We start from the raw sequence: 26,318 nt of genomic DNA on the forward strand, positions 1-26,318 counted from the left end.
ACCGTCGTGACGCCGGTGATGAGAGCATCGGCTGCCGAAGGAGACGAGAAGAAGGCGGTGTCGATGTCCGACCCGGTGTCGTGGCCGTCCAGGCTGCCGGTCATGCAGGCCCCCATGGCCGGTGGGGCGTCCACCCCCGAACTGGCCGCGGCCGTGTCCGAAGCCGGCGGCCTGGGGTTTCTCGCGGCCGGCTACAAGACGGCCGCGCAGATGCGTCAGGAGATCGAGCGGACACGTGAGCTCACCTCCCGCCCGTTCGGGGTGAACGTGTTCATGCCCACGGCCGACGACGTCGACCAGGCCGAGATCGACGACTACGCGCGGGCCATCGAGAAAGAGGCACGGCGGCTGAGCACCACTTTGGGAGTCCCGCTCGGGGGCGACGACGACTTCCCCGCCAAGGTCGCCGACCTGCTGGCGGATCCTCCGGCGATGGTGGGGTTCACCTTCGGATGCCCGCGAGACGAGCTGATCCAGGCGTTCCGCCACAGGGGTACCACCGTGGTGGTCACTGTGACGTCGGCGGCCGAGGCGCGGCTGGCCTCGGCCGCCGACATGCTGTGCGTCCAAGGTGAGGAGGCCGGCGGCCACCGCGGGTCGTTCACCAACGCGGACGCCGGGGCGATACCCCTGGAGCGCCTGCTGTCTCAGGTACGGGAGGTCTCACGGCTCCCCCTCGTCGCGGGCGGCGCCATCGCCACGGCCGCCGACGTCTCCTGGGTCCTGTCCGCGGGAGCGACCGCGGCCGCGGCGGGTACCGCCTTCCTGCTCTGTCCCGAGAGCGGCACCGGCGTGACCCACCGCGCGGCGCTGACCGATCCTCACTTCACCCGCACCGCCGTTACCAGAGCCTTCACCGGGCGTCCGGCACGCGGCCTGGTCAACCGGTTCATGACGGAGTACTCCGGCCGGGCCCCGGCGGCCTACCCGCAGATCCACCATCTGACGGCGCCGCTGCGCCGCGCCGCGGCGGCCGCCGGGGACGCGCAGACGCTGCACCTGTGGGCCGGGACCTCCTGGAGGCAGGCACGCGAGGCGCCCGCGGCGGAGGTCACCGCCGACCTGGCCGCGATCTGAAAAACGGCTCCCAGCCCACACACCACCTGAAAAAATCCGGACTCGAACCAGGCTCCGGCCTGGAAACCATCTCCGCGAGGGGCCACGGACAGCACGGACAGCACGGACAGCCACGTGTCCGGCACGCGCCGCGATGCGAGAAAGACCGCCGACTCGTCCCCCTCCCCCACCGAACACAGCTTCGGCGGTCTCACCTGGGGAGGGAGCGTTCCCACCAAAAATGGATGATTGAGCAGGTCAGGATGGGTAGTGACCTTGCACAACTTTCACAGCGACCGTTCTGGTTCTGGCGGATACGTCGGTAGCGCCCCCGGTGAAAGCCACAGACGGCACTCACGTAAAGGGGACGGGCATGCACACCGACCAGCGTGGCCACTGGCCGATCAGCACTGACCTGATCGGCCTGCGCCGGCATCTGCACCGCTACATGAGTCAGGTCGGCCTGGCCGGAACCCGGCGCGACGACCTGCTGCTGGCGGCCAACGAGGCGGTCATCAACGTGCTGGAGCACGGCGACGCGGCCGGAAGCGTGAGCGTCTGGCACGACGAGGCGGACCTCGTCATCGACGTCGTCGACGACGCCGGACGCCTCACCCCCGAGCAGGCCGACCGCCCCCGGCCCGCCCCGGGCTCGGTGCGCGGGTTCGGGCTGTGGCTGATGGGCCGGCTTTGTGATGAGTTCAGCATCCGCCAGAGCGATGGCCGATCCCTCGTCCGGCTGCGGATGCACCTGAACGCCGTCTCCGGCGCCGCCGGATAACCCGCCGGACTCTTTTGGCCGGGTCGACGTCGTGACGTGACCGGTGTCGCAGGAGAACCGCCGCGAGAGGCGACATCACGGCCGGCGCCGTAAGAGGGCCGGGCTGCGGTTGCGGTCGCCACACGCCGGCCCGCGGCCTGCGACGAGACCGCGTTCCGCACGCACGGCAGGCCGCCGGGCTCAGCCGGTGCGCGTGTCCGGCTCCTGCGAGCGGGCGGCCGTGAACATCAGCGGGGTGCCGACCCCGTACCGGGCACCGGCGTCGGCGAGGAGGGCGGCCAGCCATCCCAGAGCGTCCAACGACCACTCGGCCAGGGTGCCGCGCAGGGCGACTCGGTGACGGGCGGGACCGCGCCACAGCTCGTCGATGACGGCGGGCTCCAGGATCACGTCGTCCGTCACGGTGAGCGAGTCGCACGAGAAGACGTCCTGGTCGAGTTCCCGTATCCACCTGAGCATCTCGGGCGCCGCCGAGCGGATGGACGGATCCTGCCCGCCGTCCAGCGTCACCCGCACCCGTGTTCGCAGGTGCGGGTCAACGTCGGCGAACCAGCCCGCGTCCTGGAGCAGGGTCATCACCGCGCTCCCCTGCGACGAGGTGTCCGTCGGCGCGTCAAGACCCTGCACGGGCAGCAGGACCTGAACCGCCGCCAGACGTAAAGCGCCGATACGGGCCACGACGTCGTCCGCGCACGACAGGAACGCCTGCACCGGCAACGGCCGACCGGCCGGGACCGGCGTGGTCAACGACACCTGAAACCACGCGACGCGCGCCGGTCGCGATGACTCCGGAAGCGGATCCTGCCCGGCGTCGTTCATACCCCACAGGCCGCCGGACGCGTTCCGTGTGGCCTCGGTGAGCCATCCCATCGCGGAGGCTCTCGCGACGAACAGGCTGTAGGCGTCGGAGGAGGCGACGAGAGGATCTCGCCACGGGTGCGGCGTCAGCTCGCCGTGCAAAGCCGCGAGCATGGTGCTGCCGGGTCTGATACTCACGTCGCCCCCTCGGGTCACCGCCTGCAGTAGATGTTCTGGCCCGGGGTGACGAGCTTGCCCGGGTCGTCGGCCAGGCCGACCAGGTCCACGTCGATGACGCTACGCCACCCGGTCAGGCTGCTGCTGTTGCAGCCCGCGCGCCCGGTCGCGCGGTTGCCGGCCCCGCCGCCGGACCTCACCGTCGCGCTGCCCACCGTGCCGGCGTTTCTCCAGCTGCCGTCAGCGTAATACTGCTGCAGCTGCACCGTGACGATCGCGAGCGTGGCGTTGCAGTTGCCGTTGATCCACCAGCCGTGCCCGGACGCCTCGAAGGCGGAGCTGGAGACGTGGACGTAGTCGCCCCTGGTCTCGAAGAAACACACCGCGGAAAGCGATCGGCCGTTCTCCGGGGAACTCGTGTTTCTCGAGGTCGCCTCGCCACCCGCGGGGGCGGGTGCCGGAACGGGAGCGGGCGCGGGCGGCGGGGCGGGCGCGGGTCGCGCCGGGACCGCGCTCGCCGAGGTCGGCGACATCCCGAGCAGCAACGCGCCCATGATGCCGACCATCGTGGAGATCGTACGAAAAGAGTGACGCATGACCGCACCTCCGAGCTGAGTCGAGCAGGATCGAGGGCTGTCGCGCACCCCCGTCCGGCGGTTGAAAGCACGCGCGGCGCCGACCTGGATCGGCGCACGGCAAAAACAAACGTGTCATTGGCGTTCTATTGTGTCAAGAAAATTAAAATCGCTAAGCGATGCTTCGCCGCCATATGATTTACAATTTCGCATACATCCCGAAATTTGACTCTTAATTATTTTGACGGCGGTTTAGGGGAAATGCCCAATAATCCCGAGATTGGGAATTAAATATGCATCCTGTCGAGGATGTGAGCCGGAGATCCCGAGCGTCACGCCGACGGGCGGGCGAGCTTGGCGGCCACGGCGTCGAGGACCCACTCCAGGCCGGTCGTGAAGGACGTCTCGGCGTCCACCTCCGTGCCGTCGTGTACGGCCTTGGCGAGCGCCGGGAAGCGGCCCGTGGCCAGCATCCTGCTCACGTACGGGCCGGAGGCGCGCTGCCAGTCGCGCTTGGACAGGCCCGTGGCGCGCTCGGCCCGCAGGTCCGCGACCTCGCGCCTGATCGCGCCGGTGAAGTAGGCGCCGACGGTCTCCACGGCGCGCAGGACGGTGTCGAGGTCGGCGAGACCGTCGAGGGCGGCCAGCGTGGTCTCATTCACGGCGAGGGCGTTCGGCCCCAGGGCCGGCCTGCCGCCGAGCAGGTCGGCCAGCCATTCGTGACGGAGGGCGGCCCGCCTGGTGCGGTGGGCGCGGACACGCAGCACCTCCCGCCAGTCACCGGACCGCTCCTCGGGGAGGATCTCGGCGTGAACCTCGTCCACCATGAGGTCGAACAACTCCTCCTTGGTGGAGATGTATCCGTACAACCGCATCGGACCGACGTCCAGCCGGGCGGCGACCTTGCGCAACGACACCGCCTCCAGTCCGCCCTCGTCGGCCAGCGCGATGGCGGCGGCGACGATTCGCTCCCTGTCGAGCGGCACGGGGCGAGCCGGCGGCTCCGGTCGATCCCACACAGTCATGGGTTGCATCGTACTGTTGCGATACATCGTAGCGATTAAATACAGTGTATCGACATGAGACATCGTATCGCCGTGATCGGCGGCGGCCCCGCCGGCCTCACCTTCGCCCGCGTCCTGCACCGCCACGGTCACCACGCCACCGTTCTCGAACGCGATCCCGCACCCGACGCCCGTCCCCCGGGCGGCACACTGGACCTGCACGAGAAGATGGGCCAGCTCGCGCTGGACAAGGCAGGACTGCTGGCGCGTTTCCAGACGCTGTCTCGCCCCGAGGGACAGGCCATGCGCATCCTGGACACGGACGGGACCGTCCTGCGCGACTGGCGACCGCGCCCGGGTGACCGCGCCAATCCCGAGATCGACCGGGGGCAACTTCGTGACCTGCTGCTCGGCCCGCTCGACGCCCAATGGGGGCGGGGCGTGACGCAGGTGGTGCCGAAAACCGAGGATGGCGTGCTGATCCGTTTCGCGGACGGACGACAGGAGACGTTCGATCTCGTGATCGGCGCGGACGGCGCCTGGTCCCGGGTCCGCCCGGCGGTCTCGTCCGCGACACCGCACTACACCGGCGTCACCCTGGTCGAGACCTCCCTGGACGACGTCGACACCCGCCACCCCGACCTCGCCCGGCTGATCGGCGACGGTTCCGTCGCCGTCTACGGCGTGAACCGCGCCCTCGTCGCCCAGCGCAACAGCGGAGGCCACGTCAAGGTGTACGCCCAGTTCCGCGCGCCGCTGGACCGGCACACGAACCTGGACCGGCGCACGGACCCGGACGCAGGTTTGAACCCGGCCGACGTCGAGGCCGTGCGATCAAGCCTGCTGGCCCTGTTCGACGGCTGGGCCGCCCCCGTCCTCAACCTCCTCCGCCACGGCACCGCCTTCTTCCACCGCCCCCTCCATGTCCTGCCCGTGTCCCACACCTGGACCCACGTCCCCGGTGTGACGCTACTGGGCGACGCCGCCCACCTGATGCCCCCGTTGGGGGTGGGCGCGAACCTCGCGATGCTGGAAGGCGCAGAACTCGCCGAGGCCGTCGCCGCCGCCCCCGGCCCAGAAGAACTGGACGAGGCCGTGCGCGCCTTCGAGGAACGGATGTGGGCACGGGCCGGCAGGTGGGCGAAATTCACGACGGCCGGTCTGGAACGCCTCGTGAGCCCGGACCCCGCCGAAGCCCTCGCCCTCTTCGACGAGGTCCAGGCCTCCTGACCGCCAGGCGCGAGAGCACCGACGCCCAACCGTCTCCCTGCGGTGTCCCTGTGGTCACCGTAGACGGACGCGCCCCTTGGCAGCGGATGCGGCGACCGCGTTTCTCCACATGGCCGGAGCGCACCGGCGCGCCCCCGTCTCCGCGTTCACCGCGTCGGCCCCTGACCGAGATCGTGGGCCGTGATCCGGTACCCCACTCCGGGAGTGGTGGTGATGGCCGAGGGCTCGCCAAGCTTACGGCGCAGGCGGCCGATGGTGACCGTGACGGTGTTGGTCAGGGGGTTGGCGTGCTCGTCCCACACCTGTTCGAGCAGGTCCTCGGCACCGAGAAACGCGGGAGCGGCGTGGAGAAGAGCTTCGAGCAGGGCGAACTCCTTGACCGACAGGTCCAGGTGGCGGCCGTCGCGAGTGGCGGTGCGGCGCAGCGGGTCGAGCTCGATGCCGGCCGCGCGCAGCGTGCGAGGCCGGGCCGTGGGCCGGCGACGGGCCAGGGAGCGGATGCGCAACACCAGCTCGGGGAAGTGGAAGGGCTTGGCCAGGTAGTCGTCGGCCCCCAAGGTCAGGCCGGTGACCCGGTCGGCGGGCGAGTCGGCGGCGGTCAGCATCAAGACCATGACGCGCTCGTCGCGTTCGGCGATCATCTGGCAGAGGGTGTCGCCGTGGATGCCCGGCAGGTCGCGGTCGAGGACGACCACGTCGTAGGCGTTGAGATCGAGCTTGGCGGCGGCCTCCAGGCCGTCGTGGGCCACGTCCACGGCCATACCCTGATCGCTCAGGCCTTCGACGAGTACGGCGGCGAGAGAGCGGGCGTCTTCGACCACGAGCACTCTCACGCCGGAACCTCCGCCGGCACGGCCACCAGAGGCAGCGAGATGGCGACGCGGAGACCACCTTCTGGCCGGGCCCGCAGGTCGAGGGTACCGCCGTGCGCGGCGACGATGGCCGCGACGATCGAAAGGCCGAGCCCTGAGCCGTTGCCGGAGTGCGTACGGTCGGCGCCAAGACGCTGGAAGGGCTCCACCAGTCGGTCGACCTGCTCCTGCTCGAAGACGCGTCCGCCGGTCTCGACGACGAGCCGGGCCATGGTGTCGTCGGTGGTGACGAGACGGATCCAGCCCTCTTCACGGTTGTGGGTGATGGCGTTGTCGATGACGTTGTCGATCATCCGGGTGAGGAGCGTGCTGTTCCCCCGCGTCCACGCGCCGTCGTCGACACAGCCCGCCGAGTCGACGACGAGGCGATGGGCGGTGATGTCGGCGGCCCGGGCGTGCAGGGCGGTGCTCGCCAGTTCGCCCAGCGAGAGCGTCGTGCGGTCGGCCAGGGCACCGCGCTGGGTGCGGGCGAGCGTGAGGAAACCTTCCAGCAGCCGATCGACCTGATCGAGTTCGGTGCGCAGCCGGTCGGCCAGCGCCACCGTCTGCACCGGCACGGGCTCCGGCTTGGCCAAGGCCACGTCCAGGGACGCGCGCATGGTGGCCAGCGGAGTGCGGAGCTCGTGGGAGGCGTTGGCGACGAACCGGCGTTGCGCGGCGAACGAGCTCTCCAGCCGTTCCAGCAGCTCGTCGATGGTGTCGGCGAGATCTTTGACCTCGTCGGCCGGGCCTCGCAGGGCCAGCCGCTCGTGCAGGTTGTCGGCCGAGATCCGCCGGGTGGACGCGGTGATGATCCGCAGCGGGCGCAGCACCCTGCCCGCGACGATCCGGCCCAGGACGACCGACACCACGGCCATGACCGCGAGTGCCAGCGCCGAGCCGACCAGGAGCCGGCGTGACTGATCCGCATGGATGTCGGAAAGCCGGGCCTGGAGCCAGGCGATGCGATCCATGGCGTCGGCGAGCGTGGCCGGCTCGACCGGCGAGGTCCCAGGGGGTGCGACCTGGCTGACCTTCGTCCCTCCGAGCCCCACCAGGTTGTTGATGGCCAGCAGCCCGACGGCGGACAGCAGGAACATGGCACCGTACAGAACGGTGAAGCGCAATCGTACGGTGCGTGCAGGTCGTCGCCACTTTCGCATGGCATCCAGGATGCCGTGCCTGACCTAACAACGATGTGACAGCGCCTGTTCGACCCGTGTTAGGGCCGAGTCCGTACAACCGATCGCATGCGAGCGAACATCGAAGTCAGCGGGCTGCGTAAACGATTCGGCCCGACCCTGGCGCTGGACGGCATGTCGTTCACCGTCGCGCCCGGTCAGGTCACCGGGTTCGTCGGCCCCAACGGGGCGGGCAAGTCCACCACGATGCGGGTGATCCTCGGCCTGGACGCGGCCGACGAGGGTCACGCGCTGATCGGCGGACGGCCCTACACCGGCCTGCCCAACCCGCTCACCCACGTCGGCGCGCTGCTCGACGCCGGCGCGCTTCAACCGAGCCGCACGGCACGCAACCACCTGCTGTGGCTGGCCCACTCCCAGGGCCTGGACGGCAGGCGGGTCGACGAGGTGCTCCACCAGGTCGGGATGCAGACCGTCGCCCGGCGCAAGGCGGGCGGCTTCTCGCTGGGCATGCGCCAGCGGCTCGGTATCGCGGCCGCGCTGCTTGGAGACCCGCCGGTGCTCATGCTGGACGAGCCGGTCAACGGCCTGGATCCCGAGGGCATCGTGTGGATGCGCGGTTTCCTGCGGTCGCTGGCCCGTGAAGGGCGCACCGTGCTGGTGTCCAGCCATCTGATGAGCGAACTGGAGGACACCGCCGACCATCTCGTGGCGGTGGGCAAGGGCCGCGTCATCGCCGACACCAGTGTGGCCGATCTCATCACGACCGCCTCCCGCGGCCGGGTCACCCTGCGTACCGCCGCGCGCTCGGAGGCCCTGTCCGCACTGGGTCACGCCGGCGCCACGACGGCCGTGACCGACCGCGACACGATCGTCGTCTCAGGGCTGCCGTCGGAGCACATCGTCGCGGTGCTCAACGCCAACGGGGTGCCGTTCTCCGAGGTGGCGGCGCACCGAGTGACGCTGGAACAGGCCTACATGGACCTCACCGCCGATGCGGTCGAATACCGGGGAGCGGCACGATGAGCACCCACCCCTCACGCTCCGCCGGGCGCGAGGGCTTTCGGCGGCTGCTGCGCGCCGAGTGGACCAAGTTCAGGACGGTACGCGGCTGGGGGGTCACCATGAGCCTGGCCACGCTGGTCACCGTGCTGATCGGGCTGCTGTCGGCCTCCGGCAGCCACGCCTCCTGCAGCTCCGGCCCGGTCGAGGTCGCCTGCCCGCCGCCACTGACAGGTCCGGGCGGCGAAGCGGTGGACGACAAGTTCTATTTCGTGCACCGGCCGCTGTCCGGAGACGGCGGCATCACCGTCCGCCTCACCTCCATGACCGGGCAGATCCGTAAACCCGATGTCACGCCGGGGCGGCGTAACGTGGTTCCCGGCCTCGTGCCGTGGGCGAAGGCCGGAGTCATGATCAAGGAGAGCGTCAGGCAGGGCTCCGCCTACGCGGCGGTGATGATGACCGGCGAGCACGGGGTGCGGATGCAGTACGACTTCACTCACGACGTGGCCGGCCGGCCGGGTGGCGTCTCCCGGCAATCGCCGCGCTGGCTCCGGCTGACCCGCTCCGGCGACACCCTCACCGGGTACGAATCCGCCGACGGTACGAACTGGACCCAGACCGGCATCGCACCCCTGGCCGGGCTGCCACAGACCGTCCAGATCGGCATGTTCGCCACATCGCCTGGAGATCTGACCATCACACAGGGGGATCTCGGCGGGTCCGTCGCGGCGGCCCGCTTCACCGAAGCCACCGGCGAGTTCGACCAGGTCAAGCTCGAGGGCAACGTCTCCGGCCCGTGGCGAGACGACGACATCGGCGTCACCATCGCACCCGACGGGACGAAGCACCACCCGGGCCGCGCCGGCCGGTCCGACGGCACCTTCTCCATAACCGGCGTCGGTGACGTCGCGCCGGCCATCGAGGGCCCGACCCCCGAACACCCCCTCAGCGGCGCGCTGATCGGCCTGATCCTCGTGATCGTGGTGGCGGTCATGTTCATCACCGCCGAATACCGGCACGGCCTCATCCGGACGACCCTGCTGGCCTGCCCGCCCCGCGACCGGATGCTGGCGGCCAAGGCACTGGTGCTCGGCTCGATCACCTTCGCCGCCGCCCTGCCCGCCACCACGATCACGTTCACGGTCGGCGGGCGAATTCTGCGTGACAACGGCAATGCCGTCCTCCCGGTGTCCCCGCTCACCCAGGTGCGCATCATCGTCGGCGTGGCGGCGTTGTTCGCGCTGGCCGCCGTGCTCTCCCTCGCCCTCGGCGCGCTGCTGCGGCGCGGCGTCGCGGCGGTCGTCACCGCCGTCACGGTGATCGTGGTCCCGCACGTCCTCGCAGTCACCTCGATCCTGCCCGACAGCGCCGCACAGTGGCTACTGCGCGTCACACCGGCGGCCGGCTTCGCCGCGCAGCAGAGCATCCCGCAGTACGCGCACGTGCTCGGCCACTACGCGCCCATCGCCGGGTTCTACCCGCTGCCGCCGTGGGCCGGTCTGACCGTGCTGGCCGGTTATACAGCGCTCGCTTTCTGCCTGGCCGCCCTCCGGCTCAGCCGGAGGGACGCATGAGACACCCCCACCGGCGCCCTTCCCGGCGACGCGGGAGGAGCGCATGAGCAGAAACCTGCATGCGGAGTGGACGAAACTTCGCAGCCTGGCCGATACCGGCTGGCTGCTGCTCGCGATCGTGGTGCTGACCGTCGCCGTCGGCGTCGCGGCCTCCGCCGTCGTGTCGTGTTCCCCGGCTGCCTGCGACCACGACCCTGCCAAGATCATCTTTTTCGGGGTCCAGGTGAGCCAGGCGGTCGTCGCCATCCTGGCCGTCCTGGCGATCACCGGCGAATACGACACCGGCATGATCCACCTCACCCTGGCCGCCATGCCGCGCCGGACCGGTGTCCTGGCCGCCAAGGCGATCATTCTGGCCGCCTTGACCCTGGTCGCCGGGAGCGTCGCCGTGCTCGCCTCCGCGCTGTCCGCACCGCACATCCTGCTCGGCAACGGCTTTCCCGCCGAAACGCTCGTCCTCACCAGCGCTCCCATGCTGCGTGCCGCCGTCGGCTCGGTCCTCTATCTGGCACTGATCGCCCTGTTCGGCCTGGGGGTCGCCACCGTCGTCCGAGACTCCGCCACCGCCGTCGGGGTCGTACTCGGCCTGCTCTACCTCTTCCCCGCCCTCATCCTCATGGTCGCCGACGCCGACTGGCAGCGGCTTCTCTGGCGGATCTCCCCGATGAACGCCGGGCTCGCCGTACAGGCCACCACCGGCCTCGCCACCCTCCCCCTCGGCCCATGGAGCGGCCTGAGCGTACCGGCGGCATGGGCCGCCGCCGCGCTTCTGGGTGGTGGGTTGTCTTTGAGGATGCGTGATGTATGACCAGCCGAACAGCTTTACAATGTAGATCAAATTGAACAAGCGACCCGCGGGTCGTCAGCCGTGGAGCCGCGGCAGTACTTCGGCGCCCAACCGGCGGATGTTCTCCAGGGTGCGGGCGTGCTCACCCGCACCCTCGACCATGAGGATCAGGTGTTCGAGCCCGGTCGCCTCGCGGGTGCGCCTGATCGTCTCCACGCAGTGGTCTGCGTCACCCACCGGATGGACATCGGTGAGGAAGTCGACGTACTCCCCCACGTCTCGCCCGGGCCGCCTGCGGCCGTCCACCGGCACGTACCCCTTCAGGCCCGGCTCCAGCCAGCGGGGCATGGCGCTCCTCAGCTCGCGTACGGCCGCCGCCGTCGAGTCGGCGACGTATCCGACGACGGCGGCCACGTGCCGGACCGCGTCCGCGCCCGGTGAAAGCGACGCGAGGGCTCCCGGCGCCAGTGGAGGCGCCGCGTCGTAGCCGGCGAGCATCGCGGCCTTGCCCGCGTCGTCCATGTGCATGCCGAGCAGCATCGGCAGTCCCCGCGCGGCCGCGAGGAGCGCCGTCTCCGGCGAGGTGCACGCCACGACCGGCCGCAGCGACGCCACCGGTACCATCGCGACCTCGCGGAAACGGAAGAACTCCCCCGCGGCCGACACCGTACGCTCCCCCAGTGCCCGGCACAGCAGGTCGAGCGACTCGGCGAAACCGCGTTCGAATCTCGCCAGGCCGGTGCCGAAGACCTCAAGGTCCACCCACGGCCCGCCTCTGCCGACCCCCAGCGCGAAACGCCCGTCCGACAGGTGGTGCAACATCGCCGCCTGCTCGGCCAGCGCCACCGGGTGCTGCGTGGACAGCACGCTCACGGCCGTCCCCACCCCGATCGTCCGCGTGCCTCCGAGCGCCACCGCCGCCAGCGTGGCCGCCGACGGGCACACCCCGTACGACATGAAGTGGTGCTCGGCGATCCAGGCGTCGTCGAACCCCGCCTCCTCCGCGACCGCGATCGCCTCCACGCAGTCGCGGAGCACCTGTCCCTGCGGCCTGCCGGGGAAACCCGCCGCGACCAGGAAGATTCCGATCCGCATCCTGCCCATCGAACACCTCCGGCGTGGATCTCCTCCGTACGGTCCCGGGCCGCCTTGCCGGGCACGGTCCGCTCCGGCGCTCTCAGGCCGCGGGCCGGGTGAGGTGCTGGAGGATCAGGGAGGTGATCTCCCCGGGCCGCTCCATACTCGGCAGGTGCCCGGCCCACTCCAGGTGCACCGCCGTCACCGAGGCCAGCCTGTCGGCCAGGTGGCGGGCCGTCATCTGGAAGCAGGGCAGGTCGTGGGCGCCGCTGACCACCAGGGTGGGCATGGTCACCCGGCCCAGGTCGATCTCCCCCTCCAGCTGCGAAGGCTCGGGGTCGGCGGCGAGCTGGACCTCGAAGGCGTGGCGCTGCATGGCCATCTGCCTGGCGCGGGCCTGCCCGTCCGCCTCGGGGCCGAGCCAGGTGCGGGCGTTGAGCTCCACCGCGGCCTCGACCTCCCCCGCCTCCAGCAGCCGGTCCTCCTCCTCGCCGAACGCGACGAGGTCGGGGGTGGGTCGCAGCCCGCAGCCCGGGTTGAGCAGCACCAGCCGGGAGACCAGAGCGGGGTGTGCGGTGGCCACCTCCAGCGCGACCTGGCCTCCATAGGAGGCCCCGACCAGCGCGGCCCTCTCCACCGCGAGGGCGGCGAGGAGATCCGCCACGTCGCCGGGATCGGAGTAGGGGGTCTCGCAGGCGTACGGTGTGCGGCCGTAACCCCGCAGATCCGGCCGGATCACTCGGAAGCGGGCGGTCAGCGTCTCCCACTGCGGGTCCCACATCCGCGAGTCGGCGGCGCTGGAGTGCAGCAGCACCACGGCCTCGCCCACTCCCGCTTCGTCGTAGGCGAGTGTCATCGGGCCGCAGGGGAACGAGGATCGTCCAGGGTGAGCAAGAGCATTCGGCCATCGTCGCGGCTGTCCCCGGTCTCCGCAATCGGTTAACCGCGGGGGGACGGCCCTGTAGCGGGCGGGGCCGACCTCAGCCGGGCCCCGTGCCGTACAGCGCGGCGAGGTCGGCCACGGTGGCGGCCATCCGCTCGCGCAACTCGGGCGGCTCCAGGACCTCGATGTCGGCGCCCATGCTCAGCAGCTGCCAGTGGGCTTGCAAGATGGACTGGGTCTGCAGGCGCAGCACGACCCAGCCGTGCTCGTCGGGCGGGCCCGCCTTGGCCAGCGCGGCCTCGGCGACCTCCGCGCCCACCGTGTGGCGCAGCATCCTCTCACTGCCCGGCGCCATCCGCACCACGGCCTCGCCGGTGTGCATCCGCTCACGGAAGCCGGCGGTGTAGTCGCGCCAGAAGGCGGGCAGGTCGAAGTCGGCGGGACGCTCGAAGTGCCCCTGGGCGAACTCGGCGCTCAGGATCCGCGACACCCGGTAGGTGCGCGGTCCTCCCTCACCGACGCTCGCCACCATGTACCACGCCCCGCCCTTGAGGACCAGGCCGTACGGGTGGGCCAGGCGCTCGACGTCGCGAGGGCCCCAGCGGCGGTAGGTCATCCGCAGCGGCCGCTGCTCCCACACCGCTTCGGCGACCTCACCCAGGAAGGGGGCCGAGTCGGCGTCGCCGTACCAGCCGGGAACGTCCAGGTGGAAGCGCCGGCGCATCCGGGAGGCGTGCGAGCGCGGCTCGGGAGGAAGCGCGGCGAGCATCTTCAGCTCGGCGTTGGCCGCGACCTCGGCCAACCCCAGGTCGGCGGCGGGGCCTGGCAGTCCGGCCAAAAACAGGGAGGAGGCCTCAGCGGCGGTCAGCCCGTTGAGGCGGGTGCGGTAGCCGTCCAGCAGGCGGTATCCGCCGACGGGGCCGCGGTCGGCGTAGACCGGCACCCCGGCCGCCGACAGCGCCTCCACGTCTCGGTAGACCGTGCGGACGGAGACCTCCAGCTTCTCGGCCAGCTCGGTGGCCGTCATCCGACCGCGGCTCTGCAGGAGCAGCAGAAGTGAGAGCAGACGACTCGCGCGCATGGTGGCCATTGTCCCGCACGTTTGCCAATCGCACACAGCCTATGTTCAAATGAACACGTGGAGAGTAACAATCGCATTCGTGCGATCATGTCGGCGCTGCGCGCCAGCGACGTCGTCTCGGTCGCGGAGCTGGCGGTCGAGCACGCCGTCTCCGAGATGACCATCCGCCGCGACCTCGACGAGCTCGCCCAGCAAGGCGTGGTCAGGCGGGTGAGGGGTGGCGCGGTGAGCCTGCTGCTGCGCGGGGAGGAGCCGCCCTTCGGGGTGCGCGAGCGCGAGGCGGTGGAGGCCAAGAAACGGATCGCCGCCGAGGTCGCGGCCCTGCTCGCCGACGGGGAGGCCGTGCTGCTCGACAGCGGCACCACCTCTCTGGAGATCGCGCGCGTGATCCGCGACCGCCGCCTCACGGTGCTGCCACTCTGCCTGCAGTCGGCCACCGAGCTCAGTTCGGCCTCCCGGATCCGCCTGGTGCTCCCCGGGGGTGAGGTCCGCCCGGGCGAGCTGAGCTTCACCGGCCCGCTGACGGAGAGTGCCATCCGGTCCCTGCGCTTCGACACCGCGGTCATCGGCTGCTGCGGCCTGTCCGCCGAGCACGGCCTCACCGCCCACGACCTGTCCGATGTCGCCGTCAAGCAGGCCGCGATCGCCTCGGCCCGGCGCGTGATCGCGGCAGCCGACTCCGGCAAGTTCACCCGCACCGCGTTCGGAGCCGTCTGCCCGCTGGACCGCCTCGACATGGTCATCACCGACACCGCGCTGCCCCCCGCCGAGCACGACGCCATGATCGCCGCAGGCGTCGCCGTCCGCACGGTCTGAGCCACACGACCCGATCCGCATCACCTGCGCCGCCCCACCTGTCCCACTCGATCCGCCGCTCCTGGTCCGCGCTGTCCGAGCCATGCCATCCGCCCCACGTCGCCCGACCCCGGCGACCGGCCGGAACCGGAATCCTCACTCGGCGAACCTGCCGGAGACGCAACGGCCCACCCGTCCTCCTCCGATCCGCACCGTCCGACTGGAGCTCTCCCCCATGCACGTCACCACCTTCGACCGGAGCGCGCTGCTACGCGGCCGGGTCGCGGTCTACCTGCTCTTCCTGCTCTCGGGCATGTCCATCGGCACCTGGACGGCGCGCATCCCGTCGATCAAACAGGGGCTGGGGCTGAGCGAGGGCGAGCTCAGTCTCGGGCTGCTCGGCATCGCCGCCGGGGCGATCGCCGGCATGCAGGTGGTCGGCCGCCTGGTCGACCGCTACGGCAGCGTCAAGGTGATGCTGCCGATGGCCTTCGCGCAGGCCCTCGTGCTGATCCTGCCCGCCTTCATGCCGAACCTCGCCGGCCTCGCCCTCGCGCTGTTCGCCTTCGGCGCGGTGCACGGCACGCTGGATGTGGCGATGAACGCCAACGCCGTCGAGGTCGAGCAGGCCACGGGCCGTCCGATCATGTCGTCCTTCCACGCCGTGTTCAGCATCGGCGGCTTCCTCGGCGCCGCCGCGGGAGGGCTGCTCGCCCAGGCCGCGTTCAGTCCTGGGCAGACGTTCACCGCGGCCGCCGTCGTGATCGTCGCGCTCGCGCTCTGGGCCACCCGCTGGGCGCTGTCCCTGACCGTGCCTACCGCCCCCGCGGGGACGGGACCAGCGGCCGGCGGCGGAAGCGGAGGCGGTGGGGTGTTGCTGCTGGGTGTCCTCGCCTTCTGCTGCATGATCGGCGAAGGGGCGGCGGCCGACTGGAGCTCGGTCTATCTACGCGAGAGTCTCAACAGTTCCGACGGGTTCGCCGCGGTCGCCTACGCCGCCTTCTCGATCATGATGACCGCGGGCCGTCTCGCCGGTGACAGGCTGGCAGCCCTGCTGGGGCCGGTGAACCTGGTACGCGCGTGCGGGGCGTTGGCCGCCTCCGGGCTCGGCTTCGGCCTGCTCGCCGGGAACCAGATCGCCGCGGTGATCGGTTTCGGCTGTTTCGGGGCCGGCCTGTCCTGCATCGTCCCGCAGGTCTTCTCCGCGGCCGGCAGGCGCGACCCGGCCCGTGCCGGAAAGGCGCTGGCCAGGGTGGCGAGCCTGGGGTATGTGGGATTTCTCAGCGGACCCGTGCTGATCGGCGGCGCCGCCGAGCTGGTCGGCCTGCCTCGTGCGCTCGCCATCCCCGCCCTGCTCGCTCTTTTCGTCGCACTGGCCGCGAGAGCGCTCAGAACCCCGCCCTTTACAAAGTAGATCAAAAATTCAGAATGACCCGAGGGAGGTGCCTTCCAAGAGTCGGGAAGTGCCCTCCGAGAGGGCGGATGCCCAGGACGCGCGGCATCGGCCGACGCGACGCCGGAGAGTCGTGATCTGATCCATTCTGATCCATCCGGCACTCCTCGACACCGGTGAGCCTGATCGCAGCGGCCTTGATCACAGCGCGGGGAAGAGAGCGCACCCCGCCAGACACTCAAAGAAGTGACAGGGCCCGGGCGGCGACCCCGGCCATGCCGAGGCGTTCGGCCAGGCGCAGCGCGCGGCGGAGCAGATGGGCGGCCTCCCTGCCGGAATCCCTCTCCCCCTCCCCTGCCGAGGCCCCCGATGAGCCTGGTACGGAGCCTCCCGCAGCGTAGCCGGAGGCGCTCTCGCAGACGTTCCGCGGGGAATTCTCGCCGTCTCGCACAAGCAGAGCCCTGGCACGGTCGAGGTGGAGGTGTGCGATCAGCGGGGAGGCGGCGTCGGCGAGCAGCAACGCCTCGCCGAAGCACCGCAGCGCCTCCTCTGTGTCCCCCTCGGCCAGCGCGAGCAACCCGAGATAGCGCTCCGCCGGCCCCAGCAGGATCGCGGGCCACCCGGCGAGCGCGATCTGCCCTCGGTGGGCCGACAAACGCCTTCGCACCAGAGCGGCGTACCGCGACAGTTCGGGGTCGCCCCGCCCCGCCTCGATGAGAAGCGCGCACGACTCGGCCAGCAGGGCGAGCGTCGGGACCGACCACCCCTCGGGCGGCAGCGCGCCGAGATCGGAGGTCTCGCGGAAGAACGCCCTCAGCCGGTCCTTCGCGTCCTCGTGCCCGCCGAGCTCGCAGAGCGCCAGGATGAGTGCCGCGCGCCAGATCGGGAAGTACTCGTACTCGACCGCCTGCCTGGCGAGCCCGGAGTCGAAGATCTCCCCGAGCCGTCCCTGCTCGCGCAGCAGCCAGTAGTGCTGCGCGAGCAGGGTCTGCCGCAGGGTGTCGGCGAAGGCCGTCTCGCCCTCGCTCTCCTCGTCCAGTCGACGCCACTCGGCCTGGACCCGCTCCTCGGCCCGGCCGAACTCCCCGTGCCAGACGTCCATCAGCGTGTCCAGAGTGTTCTGCAGCCAAGCCCCGAAGACCCGGTGGTTGCGTGCGACGTGCCTGCGGTGACCGGCCACGGTGGCGGCGGCCTCCCTCAGACGGCCCAGCCGGAGCCGGTCGATCGTGAGGGCGACCATGGCCTCGCTGCGAAAGTGCGCGGACGCCGCCTCGATGCTCGCCTCCCCGAGCCGTTCGGCGATGCCCAGCAGCTCTTTCGGCGGCGCGAAGTCGTACAGGCCCCATCTGCACTCGTTGAGCACCTCGCAGCGGATGAGCGGCCCGGCCCCCGACCTCTCCAGCTCGCCCAACGTCGCGCGGGCCAACTCCACCCCGGGCCGCAGGCCCGCGTACGTGGGGTCGAGGCTGTCGCTGACCGCCATCGTCAGCTTGTGGGCGAGGTGCGCCTGCAGTTGCAGTCGCAGCGCGACCGCCTCCTCACCGGTGTCGTCGCGAAGCGCCTCCAGGCTGTTGCCCAGCACGTGCAGCAGTTGCCGGTCGGCCTGTCCTGGGGCCGACCAGCGGCGCGCCAGCCTGATGGCCGCCACCGCCGCGAGCCTCGGCAGTTTCTCGCCGTCGCGATGGGCTCGCAGGTACAGGCGTTCGGCCTCCTCCAGGTCACCGGCGTCGGTGCGCGCGTCCCCCAGCGTGATCAGCAGGCCGACCCGGGTCTCGGCGTCGCACCGCATTCCCAGCCCGGCCAGTGCCCAGGTGATCGCACCCTCGGTGGCGAAGCCGCGTTGCTGTGCCCGCGCGGCGCCGAGGCAGGCCGCGGCGACGCGTTCCTCAGACAGCCCGCTCCCCGAGGAGCGGGCGTGTTCTGCGACGCGTACCGGCAGCGCCGGGTCGATCCAGCCGTCGCCGCTCATCCGCGCCAGTCGCTCGTCCAGGATCTCGAACGCCCGCCGGTGCAGTTCCATCGCGAGTGCCGGGTGGTGCTTCAGCTCCCGCAGCAGGCTCTCCCTGATCGTGTCGTGGCCGAAGCGCAGCCCTTGGCGGTCGATGAGCGTTCCGGCCGTCACGGCCACCGCGCGCCTGCGGTTCGCCTCATCGGTGTCGATCTCCAGCATGTCCGCGACGAGATCGGGGTCGATCTCCCTGCCCAGGGCGGTGACGGCCGCCGCGGCGAACCAGCGGAACATCGGGCTGGAGGCGGTGTCGTGCCCGGGGAGGTCGCGGGGCAGGTCACCGGCCTCGGTGATCCGGCACAGGTCCAGTGGCAGCCCTCCGGTGCCGTCCATCGCCCTGCCGGTCTCCGCGCGTGTCGGCTCGCGGCCCCGGGTCGCGCCCAGCCACTCCGCCACCTCCTCGATCCCCAGCCGTGACAACGTCAGCACGTCCATCCGCCCTCGCCAGCGCGAGGGCTCTGAACGGTCGGTGAGCACGAAGCCGACGGGAGCCTCTCCGAGCTTTCCGAGGGCCTCTCGCACCTTGTGCAGCAGGTCCTCGGCGTCGGAACGGAGCAGGTGGGCGTCGTCGAAGACGACGAGCAGGCCCGCGCCGCAGGTCAGGCGCAACAGGGCGACCAGCAGGTCGACCAGTCGTCGCGGGTCGCGTTCGTGGCCGGGTCCGCCGAGCGAGACGAACAGGCCCGCCGACATCAGTCCCTCCAGCGTCTCGCGCTCCTCGGGGCCGATCGGGACGGCCGGGCCGGCCAGGTCGCGCCGCAGATCCTCCCACAGGGTCCCGACCAGTACCCGCCACGGCTGGAGGTCGCCGAGTTCCTGGCACGGGACGGTCACCATGCGCACCTTAGGGGGCAGCAGCACGGTCAGCTCCTCCACGAGCCTGGTCTTGCCGACTCCGGGCACGCCGCAGACGGCCAGGGCCACCGGCTCGCCGCGTCCGAGCCGCCCGGCCAGGGTGGACAGCCGCAGGATCTCGTCCCTGCGGCCGATCAGGACCCGCGGGGCGCCGTGACCGTAGGCGCGGGCGGCGGGGGGCGACGGCGGACGGCCGAGACCGTGACCGCGCAGGGCCAGCAGGTCCTGCGCCCGGCTCACCGCGTCGTCCCCGGGGGAGATCGCGCGGCGCCGTTCGATCATCTGCCTCGCGACGACCGCCCCCTCGTCGCGCAGCGCGATGAGGAAGCGCAACAGCCACAGCGGGCCGCTGTCCTGCTGCCCGTCGGCGACGACCTCGCCGGTGAGGAATTCCGCGTCGCCCAGCAGGTCGAGCCGGATGGCGACGCGGGCGACGAGCCTGATCAGCTCACGGCGGCGCTCCCGCAGCCTGGCGTGGTAGCTCTCGCAGACCCTGGGCGGGATCCACGCGCCCGCCAGCGACACGAACGGGTCGCCGGACCACTGTCCGAGCGCCTCTCTCAGCGTTCGCAGGGACGCGGCGAGGTCGCCCTGTTCCAGCAGCGTCCGTCCGTCGCGCAGGTACGCCTCGAAGCGCCGCGTGTCGACGGTGGCGGCGAGGCGGCCGGGCGCGTCCTCGACCAGCTCGTAGACGTGTGAGCGTCTGGCCCCGGGGATGTCCAGCCCACTGCCGCGCAGCAGTGCGCGCAGCCGCGAGACCGGCGGCGCCACCTCCACGTGCCTGTCCGAGGCCGGTTCGGACAGCCCGGAGGCCAGGGCTGCCGGGGAGATCGGGCCGCGGGCGGAGACGAGCATGGCCAGCGTCTTCGCCAGCTGCGGGTTGATCTCCTGTGGTACTCCGTCGATCACGATGTCCACGGTGCCGAACAGCCTGATCTCGAAGCTCGCCACATCCACCGCCCAAAAGGATCGATTCGTGTTTTTCCGGCGACGGCTCCGGCTGCAAGGTCATCGCAAGGTTGTTCGCCGCATCGTGGAGATGAGCGCGGAAAACAGCTCGAAGCGCTCGACAACGATGTCACAGGAGACGCCCTCATGGCCAAGATCGAGGACTTTTCCATCGGCCCGCTGGGCGACGACCAGATGAAAAAGGCCAGAGAGAATATCCGGCGCGAGAGAAGCGCAGGGTTAGATAAACCACTAAGTGTGGCGATAATGGGGCAAACAGGAGTAGGTAAGTCATCCCTCCTGAACAGCCTTTTCGGCACCGATCTCGCCGTCGGCCACGTCCGGCCGGTCACCCGAAGACCGGAACCGGTCTCGGTGCCCGGCACCTCAGGTCACATGCTCACCTTCTGGGACATGCCAGGCATCGGGGAGTCCGACGCCGCCGACGAGACTCACCTGGCCATGTATCTGGAGAGACTGATCCACTGCGATATCGCCATCTGGGCCTGCCACGCCGACAGCCCATCCACCGCCTATGACGAGCAGTGCCTGCGCAGGCTGCTCGACACCGTCGCGATCGAGACGCGACGGCTCATCATGAGCAAGCTCACCTTCGTCCTCACCAAGGCGGACGTGCTCACCCCTCCCCCGTGGATCTTCGACATGCGCGGGGATCGGGGCACCTTCGGCCCCGGCGGGGCTCTCCTGCGTCGCCTGGAGGAGAAGGCCGCCTACCACGAGAGCGTCTTCCTCGAACCCCGCGCGGACCTGCTCCTGGCGAGCACCTACGGCACCGGGGAGTTCACCGTCTCCGACGAAAGGCTCGGCTTCGACCGTCGAGGGGTTCACTACCGCGGTTATTTCTCCCAGCAGGTGTGCGACACCTACTCGGAGCGCTATCCGGCGCACAGGGAGGTTTTCTCCCGCCTACGCGACAACCATCGGGTGCTGCCCTGTTCGGCGCTGTTCAGGTTCAACCTCACGAGGCTGATGACCGGTGTCGTGAACAGGCTCGGTCCCACCGCCGTCTTCCGCTTCCGGCGCCTTCTCCAGGAGGTGGAGGAGCTCACCGAGGTGCCGGTGTCCACGGCGCGCACGTACGGCAATCTGATGATCTGGGACGGTGAACACGGCACCAAGGCGTTCGACCTCGCCGAGATCCCCCTCTGAGCGGAAGACGGGGATCCCGGCGGCGACCGACCGGAGCGAAAGGTCAGGCCGTTCGGAGCCAGACGGCGGTGTCGGAAGGAAGGAGGTTCTCCTCCAGCGGGCCGCTGGCGAGCAGGACCGACTCGTGGGCGGGCAGGGCCACCGGCTCCGCGCCGAGGTTGACCACGCAGACCAATCCCGACTCCCGGCGGAAGGCCAGCACCCCCTCCTGTGCCTCCAGCCACGTCAGCGTGCCGTCGCCGAGCAACTCGCGGCGCAGGTGCAGCCCGGCGCGGTAGAGGGTGAACATGGAGGTGGGGTTGGCGGCCTGGGCCTCGGCCGTCAGCGCCTTCCACTCCAGCGGCTGCGGCAGCCACGCAGGCCCGGCACCGAACCCGAACGGCGGCTCGTCACCCGACCACGGCAGCGGCACCCGGCAGCCGTCGCGACCCGGGTCGCTGCGGCCCGAACGCACCCAGATCGGGTCCTGGCGCAGCCCGTCGGGGATGTCCTCGACCTCCGGCAGTCCCAGCTCCTCACCCTGGTAGACGTAGAGCCCGCCGGGGAGCGCCATCGCCAGCAGCGCCGCCGCCCGGGCCCTGCGCTCACCCAGCACCGGGTCGGCGGGCATGCCGTGCTTGCGGTCGGCGTGGCTGAAGGAGGTGTCGGCCCTGCCGTACCTGGTCACCGGGCGGGTCACGTCGTGGTTGGACAGCACCCAGGTGGGGGGTGCTCCCAGCGGGACGTGCGTGGCCAGGGTGAGGTCGATCGACCCGCGCAGCGCGGCCGCGTCCCAGGCGCACGCCAGGAAGTCGAAGTTGAACGCGGTGTGCATCTCGTCCGGGCGCAGATACTGGGCGAACCGCTCCTGGTCGGGCAGCCACACCTCGCCGATCAGGATCCGGTCGTCGTACTCCTCGGCCACCCGGCGCCAGCCGCGGTAGATCTCGTGGACGCCGTCGAGGTCGGTGTAGGCCTCCTCTCCGCCCAGGCTGTCCATGTCCTTGACCAGCAGGGCGGCCGAGTCGATCCTGATGCCGTCCACGCCCCGGTCGAACCAGAACCGCAGCACGTCGTGGAACTCCTCGACGACTTCTGGGTTGTCCCAGTTGAAGTCGGGTTGTTCCGGCGCGAACAGGTGCAGGTACCACTCGCCGTCGGCGATCCGGGTCCACGCGGGGCCACCGAAGATCGACTGCCAGTCGTTGGGCGGTGACTCGCCGCTCTCGCCCCGTCCCCGGCGGAAGTGGAAGCGTTCGCGCTCGGGTGAGCCCGGCCCGGCCTGCAGCGCCCGCAGGAACCACCGCTGCCGGTCGGATCCGTGGTTGGGGACGATGTCGGTGATCGTCTTGATCCCCAGGGCATGCGCTTCGGCGATGAACTCCTCCGCCTCGGCGAGCGTGCCGAACGACGGCTCGATGTCACGGTAGTCGGCCACGTCGTACCCACCGTCGGCCATCGGCGACGGGTACCAGGGGTTGAGCCAGATCGCGCCGACGCCCAGGTCGGAGAGGTACGGCAGGCGCGCGCGCAGTCCCGCGAGGTCGCCGATGCCGTCGCCGTTGCCGTCGGCGAAGCTCCGGAGATAGACCTGGTAGATCGCGGCTCCCCGCCACCACGTTTCGGACATGCTGGAACAACTCCTTAGTAAGTCGTAGGTGGGTGACGAGGTCAGCCCTTGAGGCTGCCGGCGGTGAGGCCGGCCATGATGCTGCGCTGGAAGACGAAAAAGACGATCATCGTCGGGATGCTCGCGATCACCAGCGAGGCGATCAGCACGTTCTGCGGCATCTGCGCCGAGAGTGAGGCGATGCCCACGCTGATCGTCATCTTCTCCCCGTCCGGCAGCACCAGCAGAGGCCAGACGAAGTCCTTCCAGACGTTGACCACCGAGAGGATGGACACCACCCCGAGGATCGGCCGGGAGACGGGGAGCACGATCGACCACAGGATGCGCACCGGAGAGGCGCCGTCGATCTGGGCGGCCTCCAGTAGTTCCCTGGGAATCGAGTCGAAGAAGCGCTTGAGCAGGAAGATGAAGAACCCGTTGGCCGCGGCGGGAAGCCAGATCACCCAGGGGGTGTTCAGCAGGTCCCAGCCGAAGATCGGCATGTCCTTCACCGTCAGATAGGCGGGCAGCAGGATGACCATCGGCGGGATCATGAGCGTGGCGAGCATCATGCCCAGGACCACGTTGCCCAGCACCGGCCGCAGCTTCGACAGCGCGTAGGCGGCCGAGACGTCGACGGCGAGCGTGAACAGCCAGGCGCCGCCGGCGTAGACGACGGTGTTGGTGAGGAACACTCCCAGGTCCAGCTGGTCCCACGCCTCGGCGTACACCCCGAAGTCGAAGGAGGTCGGGAAGAAGCTCGGCGGGATCTGGGCGAGCTCCTCCGGGGTCTTGAGCGCGCCGGTGACCATCCAGTAGAGCGGGAAGACGAACACGGCGGTGAACACGAGCACCACCGCGGTCAGCACGAGGCGGTAGATCAGCCGCCCGTGCGGGGTGGTGAGGGTGTGCGGGGAGACCAGGCTGCGCACCTCCCTCGCCGCTGCCCTGGGCCTGCGCCGCCCGGCCCTCTTTCCCCCGTGAGGGTCCGGTGACCGGACCGGAGCCGGGCGACTGGGTTGAACGGTGAGGTTCGACATCGGCGCTGCCTCCTTAGCTCTGGTTGTCCCGCGACAGGCGCAGGTAGAAGGCGGAGAACACCATCAGCACGACCATGAGCATCAGCCCGAGCGCGCCTCCGGCGCCGAAGTCACCGAAGTTGAAGGCGTACTGGTACATGAGGTAGGCGACGGTGAGCGTCGCGTTCTCCGGGCCGCCGCCGGTGAGCAGGTACGGCTCGATGAAGACCTGCATGGTCGCCACGATCTGCAGCAGCAGCATCACCAGCAGGATGAGCCTGGTCTGCGGGATCGTCACGTGCCAGACCCGCCGAATGAGCCCCGCGCCGTCCAGCTCCGCGGCCTCGTACAGCTCGCCGGGGATGCTCTGCAGCGCGGCGAGGTAGATCAGCGTGCCGGTTCCCAAATTCATCCAGGTGGAGACGATGACGAGGGAGATGAGCGCGGTGTCGGTGGAGTCGAGCCAGCTCAGTGCCGGCAGGCGTGCCAGGTCCAGGATCTGGTTGAACAGGCCCGCTCCCGGGTCGTAGAACCACTTGAACAGCAGCACCCCGACGGCGGGCGGCAGCATCACCGGCAGGTAGACGACGAACCTCAGGTAGGCCCGCGCGTGACGCAGCTCGTTCAACACGATCGCCGCCACGAACGGGACGAGGTAGCCGAACACGAGCGCCAGGCCGGTGAAGGCGAGGGTGTTGAGCCACGCCTGGGCGAACGCCGAGTCCTCCGTCACGGTACGGAAGTTCTCCAGGCCGACCCAGGTGGGCTCGTCGACGAAGTTCGTCTGCTGGAAGCTGAGCAGGACCTCCCTCACCATGGGGTACCAGGAGAAGAAGGCGAAACAGATCAGCGCCGCGCACAGGAACCCGTAGGCGGTCAGATTGCGCCGCAGTCCTTGCCGCAACGCTCCCGGCTTTCGCCTTCGTGGACCTTTCACGGTCATTGTGGTCATCGGTTGACTCCCGATATCGACATGAGTGCCGGGGTGCCGGCCCACGGGCCGGCACCCCGGGCATCAGCGGGTCAGCTCGACTTCGCCAGCACCTTGTTCGCCTTGGCCTCGGCGTCGGCCAACAGCTTGTCGATGTCGGCGTCCTGCCTGGTCAGCACCGCCGACATGGGCACGTCGAGGATCGCGTAGAGCTCCTGGGACTTCGGCGGCTCAAGCTTGTTCTGGATGGCCGCGGAACCGTCCACGAAGGGGGTGAAGTTCTCCACGGGCACGGTGGCGTTCGCCTTGCGCAGCTCGGTGATCTCCTTGCCGGGCGCGGTGTCGCCGTACAGGTCGGGGATCGGCAGGCCGACGGGGCGGCCCTGCTGCTTGCTGCGCGCGTAGTCGAACTGGCCCTGGCCGGGGGTGAGCTCGTGGAACTCCAGCCACAGCAGGGCTGCCTTGATCTTCTCGGGGGTGGCCTTGGGGTGGATCATGTAGCCGTCGCCGCCGTTGAGCGAGGCCTTGGCCTCGGGCAGCGCGGTGACCCCGTAGTCCTCGAACTTGCCCTTGAAGTCGTTGTTGACCGCCTGGACGACGTCGGGGGCGCCGATCATCATGCCGAGCTTGCCGCCGCCCATCATCCGCATCAGGTCCTCCCACTGCAGGAGCTGCTTGGCGCCCATGCTGTTGTCGGTCCAGCGCATGGTCTTGAGGTTCTCCAGGACGGCCTTGCCCTCGGGGCTGTTGAAGGCCGCGGCCCTGCCGTCGGGGGTGACCATCTCGCCACCGCGCCCGTAGAGGGAGGCCGCGAAGTGCCAGCCGCCGGTGTTGCCGGCGCTGTACTCACCGAAACCGACGTATCCGGGGCCGAGGTCGCTGATCTTCTTGGCGGCGTCGCGCACCTCGGCCCAGGTCTTGGGCGGCGCGTCGGGGTCGAGGCCGGCCTGGGTGAAGAGTTTGCGGTTGTAGACCAGGCCCATCGAGTAGTTGTTCCTGGGCAGGCCGTAGAGCTTCTCGCCCTCCTTGAAGATGCCGAGGACGTCGGGGCGCAGGTCGTTCAACTTGGTGACGCCGCCGGCGTACGGGGTGATGTCGGCGGCCTGGCCCGCACTGATGATCTTCTTGACATCGGTGTAGTAGACGTAGAAGACGTCCTCCATGGACCCGCCGGCCAGCTTCGCCTGGAAGGTGTCCGGGTTGATGCAGGGGAAGGCGTCCTTGCTCTCGATCGTGATGTTCGGGTGCAACTTCTTGAACGCCGCCACGTCCTCGTCCCAGGCGGTCCGCTCCAGCGGGTTGCTCTTCGGCGGCTGACAGCCGACGGAAATCGTGACCGGAGCCTCGGCCCCGGCGGCACCCGGCGTGGTGTCCGCGGCCGGGGATCCGCTGTCGTCGTTGCCGCACCCGGCGGCGGTGAGCGCGATGGCCGCGGCGAGCAGCATCGCGAGCTTGGGGGATTTCATCCGAGGCACTCCTTGGCGGGTCGGTTACGAGAAACATATAGAGGCGTGCAGAGTGCAGCAAGAGTCCGCCTATTCAGATGCAAAAAAGTGACAGTGATCGGCCCGTCATCCCCCCGTAACTTCT

At 70.1% G+C, this 26,318-nt stretch carries 22 protein-coding genes; 9 read left to right on the forward strand and 13 right to left on the reverse strand.

Annotated features, from left to right (window positions below):
• Positions 1 to 63: 63 nt before the first annotated feature.
• The gene (locus ACIBH4_RS34675; protein ID WP_362521811.1) at positions 64 to 1,077 is read left to right on the forward strand and encodes a nitronate monooxygenase; all 1,014 of its coding nucleotides are present in this window, start codon (positions 64 to 66) and stop codon (positions 1,075 to 1,077) included.
• A gap of 352 nt (positions 1,078 to 1,429) precedes the next feature.
• Positions 1,430 to 1,837, forward strand: coding sequence for an ATP-binding protein (locus tag ACIBH4_RS34680; RefSeq protein WP_350949909.1), 408 nt, complete (start codon positions 1,430 to 1,432; stop codon positions 1,835 to 1,837).
• Positions 1,838 to 2,017: 180 nt separating this feature from the next.
• On the opposite strand, the gene ACIBH4_RS34685 is transcribed toward ACIBH4_RS34680, so the two are convergent.
• From ACIBH4_RS34685 to ACIBH4_RS34695, 3 genes are all read right to left on the reverse strand, one after another.
• Complete coding sequence (locus tag ACIBH4_RS34685; protein ID WP_362769915.1) at positions 2,018 to 2,833, reverse strand: hypothetical protein; 816 nt, start codon at positions 2,831 to 2,833, stop codon at positions 2,018 to 2,020.
• Between the two features lie 14 nt (positions 2,834 to 2,847).
• On the reverse strand, positions 2,848 to 3,408 hold the full coding sequence (locus ACIBH4_RS34690) for a hypothetical protein (RefSeq protein ID WP_362521807.1): 561 nt from the start codon (positions 3,406 to 3,408) through the stop codon (positions 2,848 to 2,850).
• A gap of 311 nt (positions 3,409 to 3,719) precedes the next feature.
• A complete protein-coding gene (locus ACIBH4_RS34695; RefSeq protein WP_362769917.1) occupies positions 3,720 to 4,412 on the reverse strand; it encodes a TetR/AcrR family transcriptional regulator in 693 nt (230 codons plus the stop codon).
• Between the two features lie 54 nt (positions 4,413 to 4,466).
• On the opposite strand from ACIBH4_RS34695, the gene ACIBH4_RS34700 reads away from it, so the two are divergent.
• A complete protein-coding gene (locus ACIBH4_RS34700) occupies positions 4,467 to 5,621 on the forward strand; it encodes an NAD(P)/FAD-dependent oxidoreductase (protein WP_362769919.1) in 1,155 nt (384 codons plus the stop codon).
• Between the two features lie 146 nt (positions 5,622 to 5,767).
• Here the strand turns inward: ACIBH4_RS34700 and ACIBH4_RS34705 are convergent, their stop codons facing one another.
• Positions 5,768 to 6,454, reverse strand: a complete 687-nt coding sequence (locus ACIBH4_RS34705; protein WP_362521802.1) for a response regulator transcription factor — start codon at positions 6,452 to 6,454, stop codon at positions 5,768 to 5,770.
• On the reverse strand, positions 6,451 to 7,635 hold the full coding sequence (locus tag ACIBH4_RS34710; RefSeq protein ID WP_362769921.1) for a HAMP domain-containing sensor histidine kinase: 1,185 nt from the start codon (positions 7,633 to 7,635) through the stop codon (positions 6,451 to 6,453). The genes ACIBH4_RS34705 and ACIBH4_RS34710 overlap by 4 nt, the downstream gene beginning before the upstream one ends.
• Positions 7,636 to 7,722: 87 nt before the next feature.
• Here ACIBH4_RS34710 and ACIBH4_RS34715 point away from each other — a divergent pair, with 87 nt between their 5' ends.
• The 3 genes from ACIBH4_RS34715 to ACIBH4_RS34725 are packed head-to-tail and all read left to right on the forward strand — an operon-like array spanning position 7,723 to position 11,001.
• Positions 7,723 to 8,640 (forward strand): ATP-binding cassette domain-containing protein, encoded by a 918-nt coding sequence (locus ACIBH4_RS34715; protein ID WP_362769923.1) that lies wholly within the window; start codon positions 7,723 to 7,725, stop codon positions 8,638 to 8,640.
• Positions 8,637 to 10,193: a hypothetical protein gene (locus ACIBH4_RS34720; RefSeq protein WP_362769924.1), complete on the forward strand. Its 1,557-nt coding sequence runs from the start codon at positions 8,637 to 8,639 to the stop codon at positions 10,191 to 10,193. Before ACIBH4_RS34715 ends, ACIBH4_RS34720 begins: the two co-directional genes overlap by 4 nt.
• Positions 10,194 to 10,236: 43 nt before the next feature.
• The gene (locus tag ACIBH4_RS34725; RefSeq protein WP_362769926.1) at positions 10,237 to 11,001 is read left to right on the forward strand and encodes an ABC transporter permease; all 765 of its coding nucleotides are present in this window, start codon (positions 10,237 to 10,239) and stop codon (positions 10,999 to 11,001) included.
• Positions 11,002 to 11,055: 54 nt separating this feature from the next.
• Here ACIBH4_RS34725 and ACIBH4_RS34730 read toward each other — a convergent pair whose 3' ends face one another.
• From ACIBH4_RS34730 to ACIBH4_RS34740, 3 genes are all read right to left on the reverse strand, one after another.
• A complete protein-coding gene (locus tag ACIBH4_RS34730) occupies positions 11,056 to 12,075 on the reverse strand; it encodes an LLM class flavin-dependent oxidoreductase (protein WP_362521793.1) in 1,020 nt (339 codons plus the stop codon).
• Between the two features lie 82 nt (positions 12,076 to 12,157).
• Positions 12,158 to 12,913 carry an alpha/beta hydrolase gene (locus ACIBH4_RS34735; RefSeq protein WP_362769928.1) on the reverse strand — a complete coding sequence of 252 codons (756 nt, stop codon included), beginning with the start codon at positions 12,911 to 12,913 and terminating at the stop codon, positions 12,158 to 12,160.
• Positions 12,914 to 13,037: 124 nt separating this feature from the next.
• Entirely contained in the window at positions 13,038 to 14,021 is a 984-nt protein-coding gene (locus tag ACIBH4_RS34740; RefSeq protein WP_362521789.1) for a YafY family protein, read from the reverse strand.
• Between the two features lie 57 nt (positions 14,022 to 14,078).
• Between ACIBH4_RS34740 and ACIBH4_RS34745 the strand changes: the two genes are divergently transcribed.
• Both ACIBH4_RS34745 and ACIBH4_RS34750 read left to right on the forward strand, forming a co-directional pair.
• A complete protein-coding gene (locus tag ACIBH4_RS34745) occupies positions 14,079 to 14,837 on the forward strand; it encodes a DeoR/GlpR family DNA-binding transcription regulator (protein ID WP_362521787.1) in 759 nt (252 codons plus the stop codon).
• Positions 14,838 to 15,051: 214 nt separating this feature from the next.
• Positions 15,052 to 16,230, forward strand: coding sequence for an MFS transporter (locus tag ACIBH4_RS34750; protein ID WP_362521785.1), 1,179 nt, complete (start codon positions 15,052 to 15,054; stop codon positions 16,228 to 16,230).
• A gap of 217 nt (positions 16,231 to 16,447) precedes the next feature.
• On the opposite strand, the gene ACIBH4_RS34755 is transcribed toward ACIBH4_RS34750, so the two are convergent.
• On the reverse strand, positions 16,448 to 20,029 hold the full coding sequence (locus ACIBH4_RS34755) for an AAA family ATPase (protein ID WP_362769930.1): 3,582 nt from the start codon (positions 20,027 to 20,029) through the stop codon (positions 16,448 to 16,450).
• A 186-nt stretch (positions 20,030 to 20,215) separates the two neighbouring features.
• Here ACIBH4_RS34755 and ACIBH4_RS34760 point away from each other — a divergent pair, with 186 nt between their 5' ends.
• The gene (locus ACIBH4_RS34760; RefSeq protein ID WP_362769935.1) at positions 20,216 to 21,190 is read left to right on the forward strand and encodes a GTPase; all 975 of its coding nucleotides are present in this window, start codon (positions 20,216 to 20,218) and stop codon (positions 21,188 to 21,190) included.
• Between the two features lie 43 nt (positions 21,191 to 21,233).
• On the opposite strand, the gene ACIBH4_RS34765 is transcribed toward ACIBH4_RS34760, so the two are convergent.
• The 4 genes from ACIBH4_RS34765 to ACIBH4_RS34780 form a co-directional block, all read right to left on the reverse strand.
• Positions 21,234 to 22,799 (reverse strand): glycoside hydrolase family 13 protein, encoded by a 1,566-nt coding sequence (locus tag ACIBH4_RS34765; protein WP_362521779.1) that lies wholly within the window; start codon positions 22,797 to 22,799, stop codon positions 21,234 to 21,236.
• 41 nt (positions 22,800 to 22,840) lie between these two features.
• A complete protein-coding gene (locus tag ACIBH4_RS34770; RefSeq protein ID WP_362521777.1) occupies positions 22,841 to 23,710 on the reverse strand; it encodes a carbohydrate ABC transporter permease in 870 nt (289 codons plus the stop codon).
• A 121-nt stretch (positions 23,711 to 23,831) separates the two neighbouring features.
• Complete coding sequence (locus ACIBH4_RS34775) at positions 23,832 to 24,749, reverse strand: carbohydrate ABC transporter permease (protein ID WP_399173551.1); 918 nt, start codon at positions 24,747 to 24,749, stop codon at positions 23,832 to 23,834.
• Between the two features lie 71 nt (positions 24,750 to 24,820).
• Positions 24,821 to 26,194: an extracellular solute-binding protein gene (locus tag ACIBH4_RS34780; RefSeq protein ID WP_362521773.1), complete on the reverse strand. Its 1,374-nt coding sequence runs from the start codon at positions 26,192 to 26,194 to the stop codon at positions 24,821 to 24,823.
• Positions 26,195 to 26,318 lie beyond the last annotated feature (124 nt).

Source organism: Streptosporangium sp. NPDC050284 (genome assembly GCF_044459525.1).
GTDB lineage: Bacteria > Actinomycetota > Actinomycetes > Streptosporangiales > Streptosporangiaceae > Streptosporangium.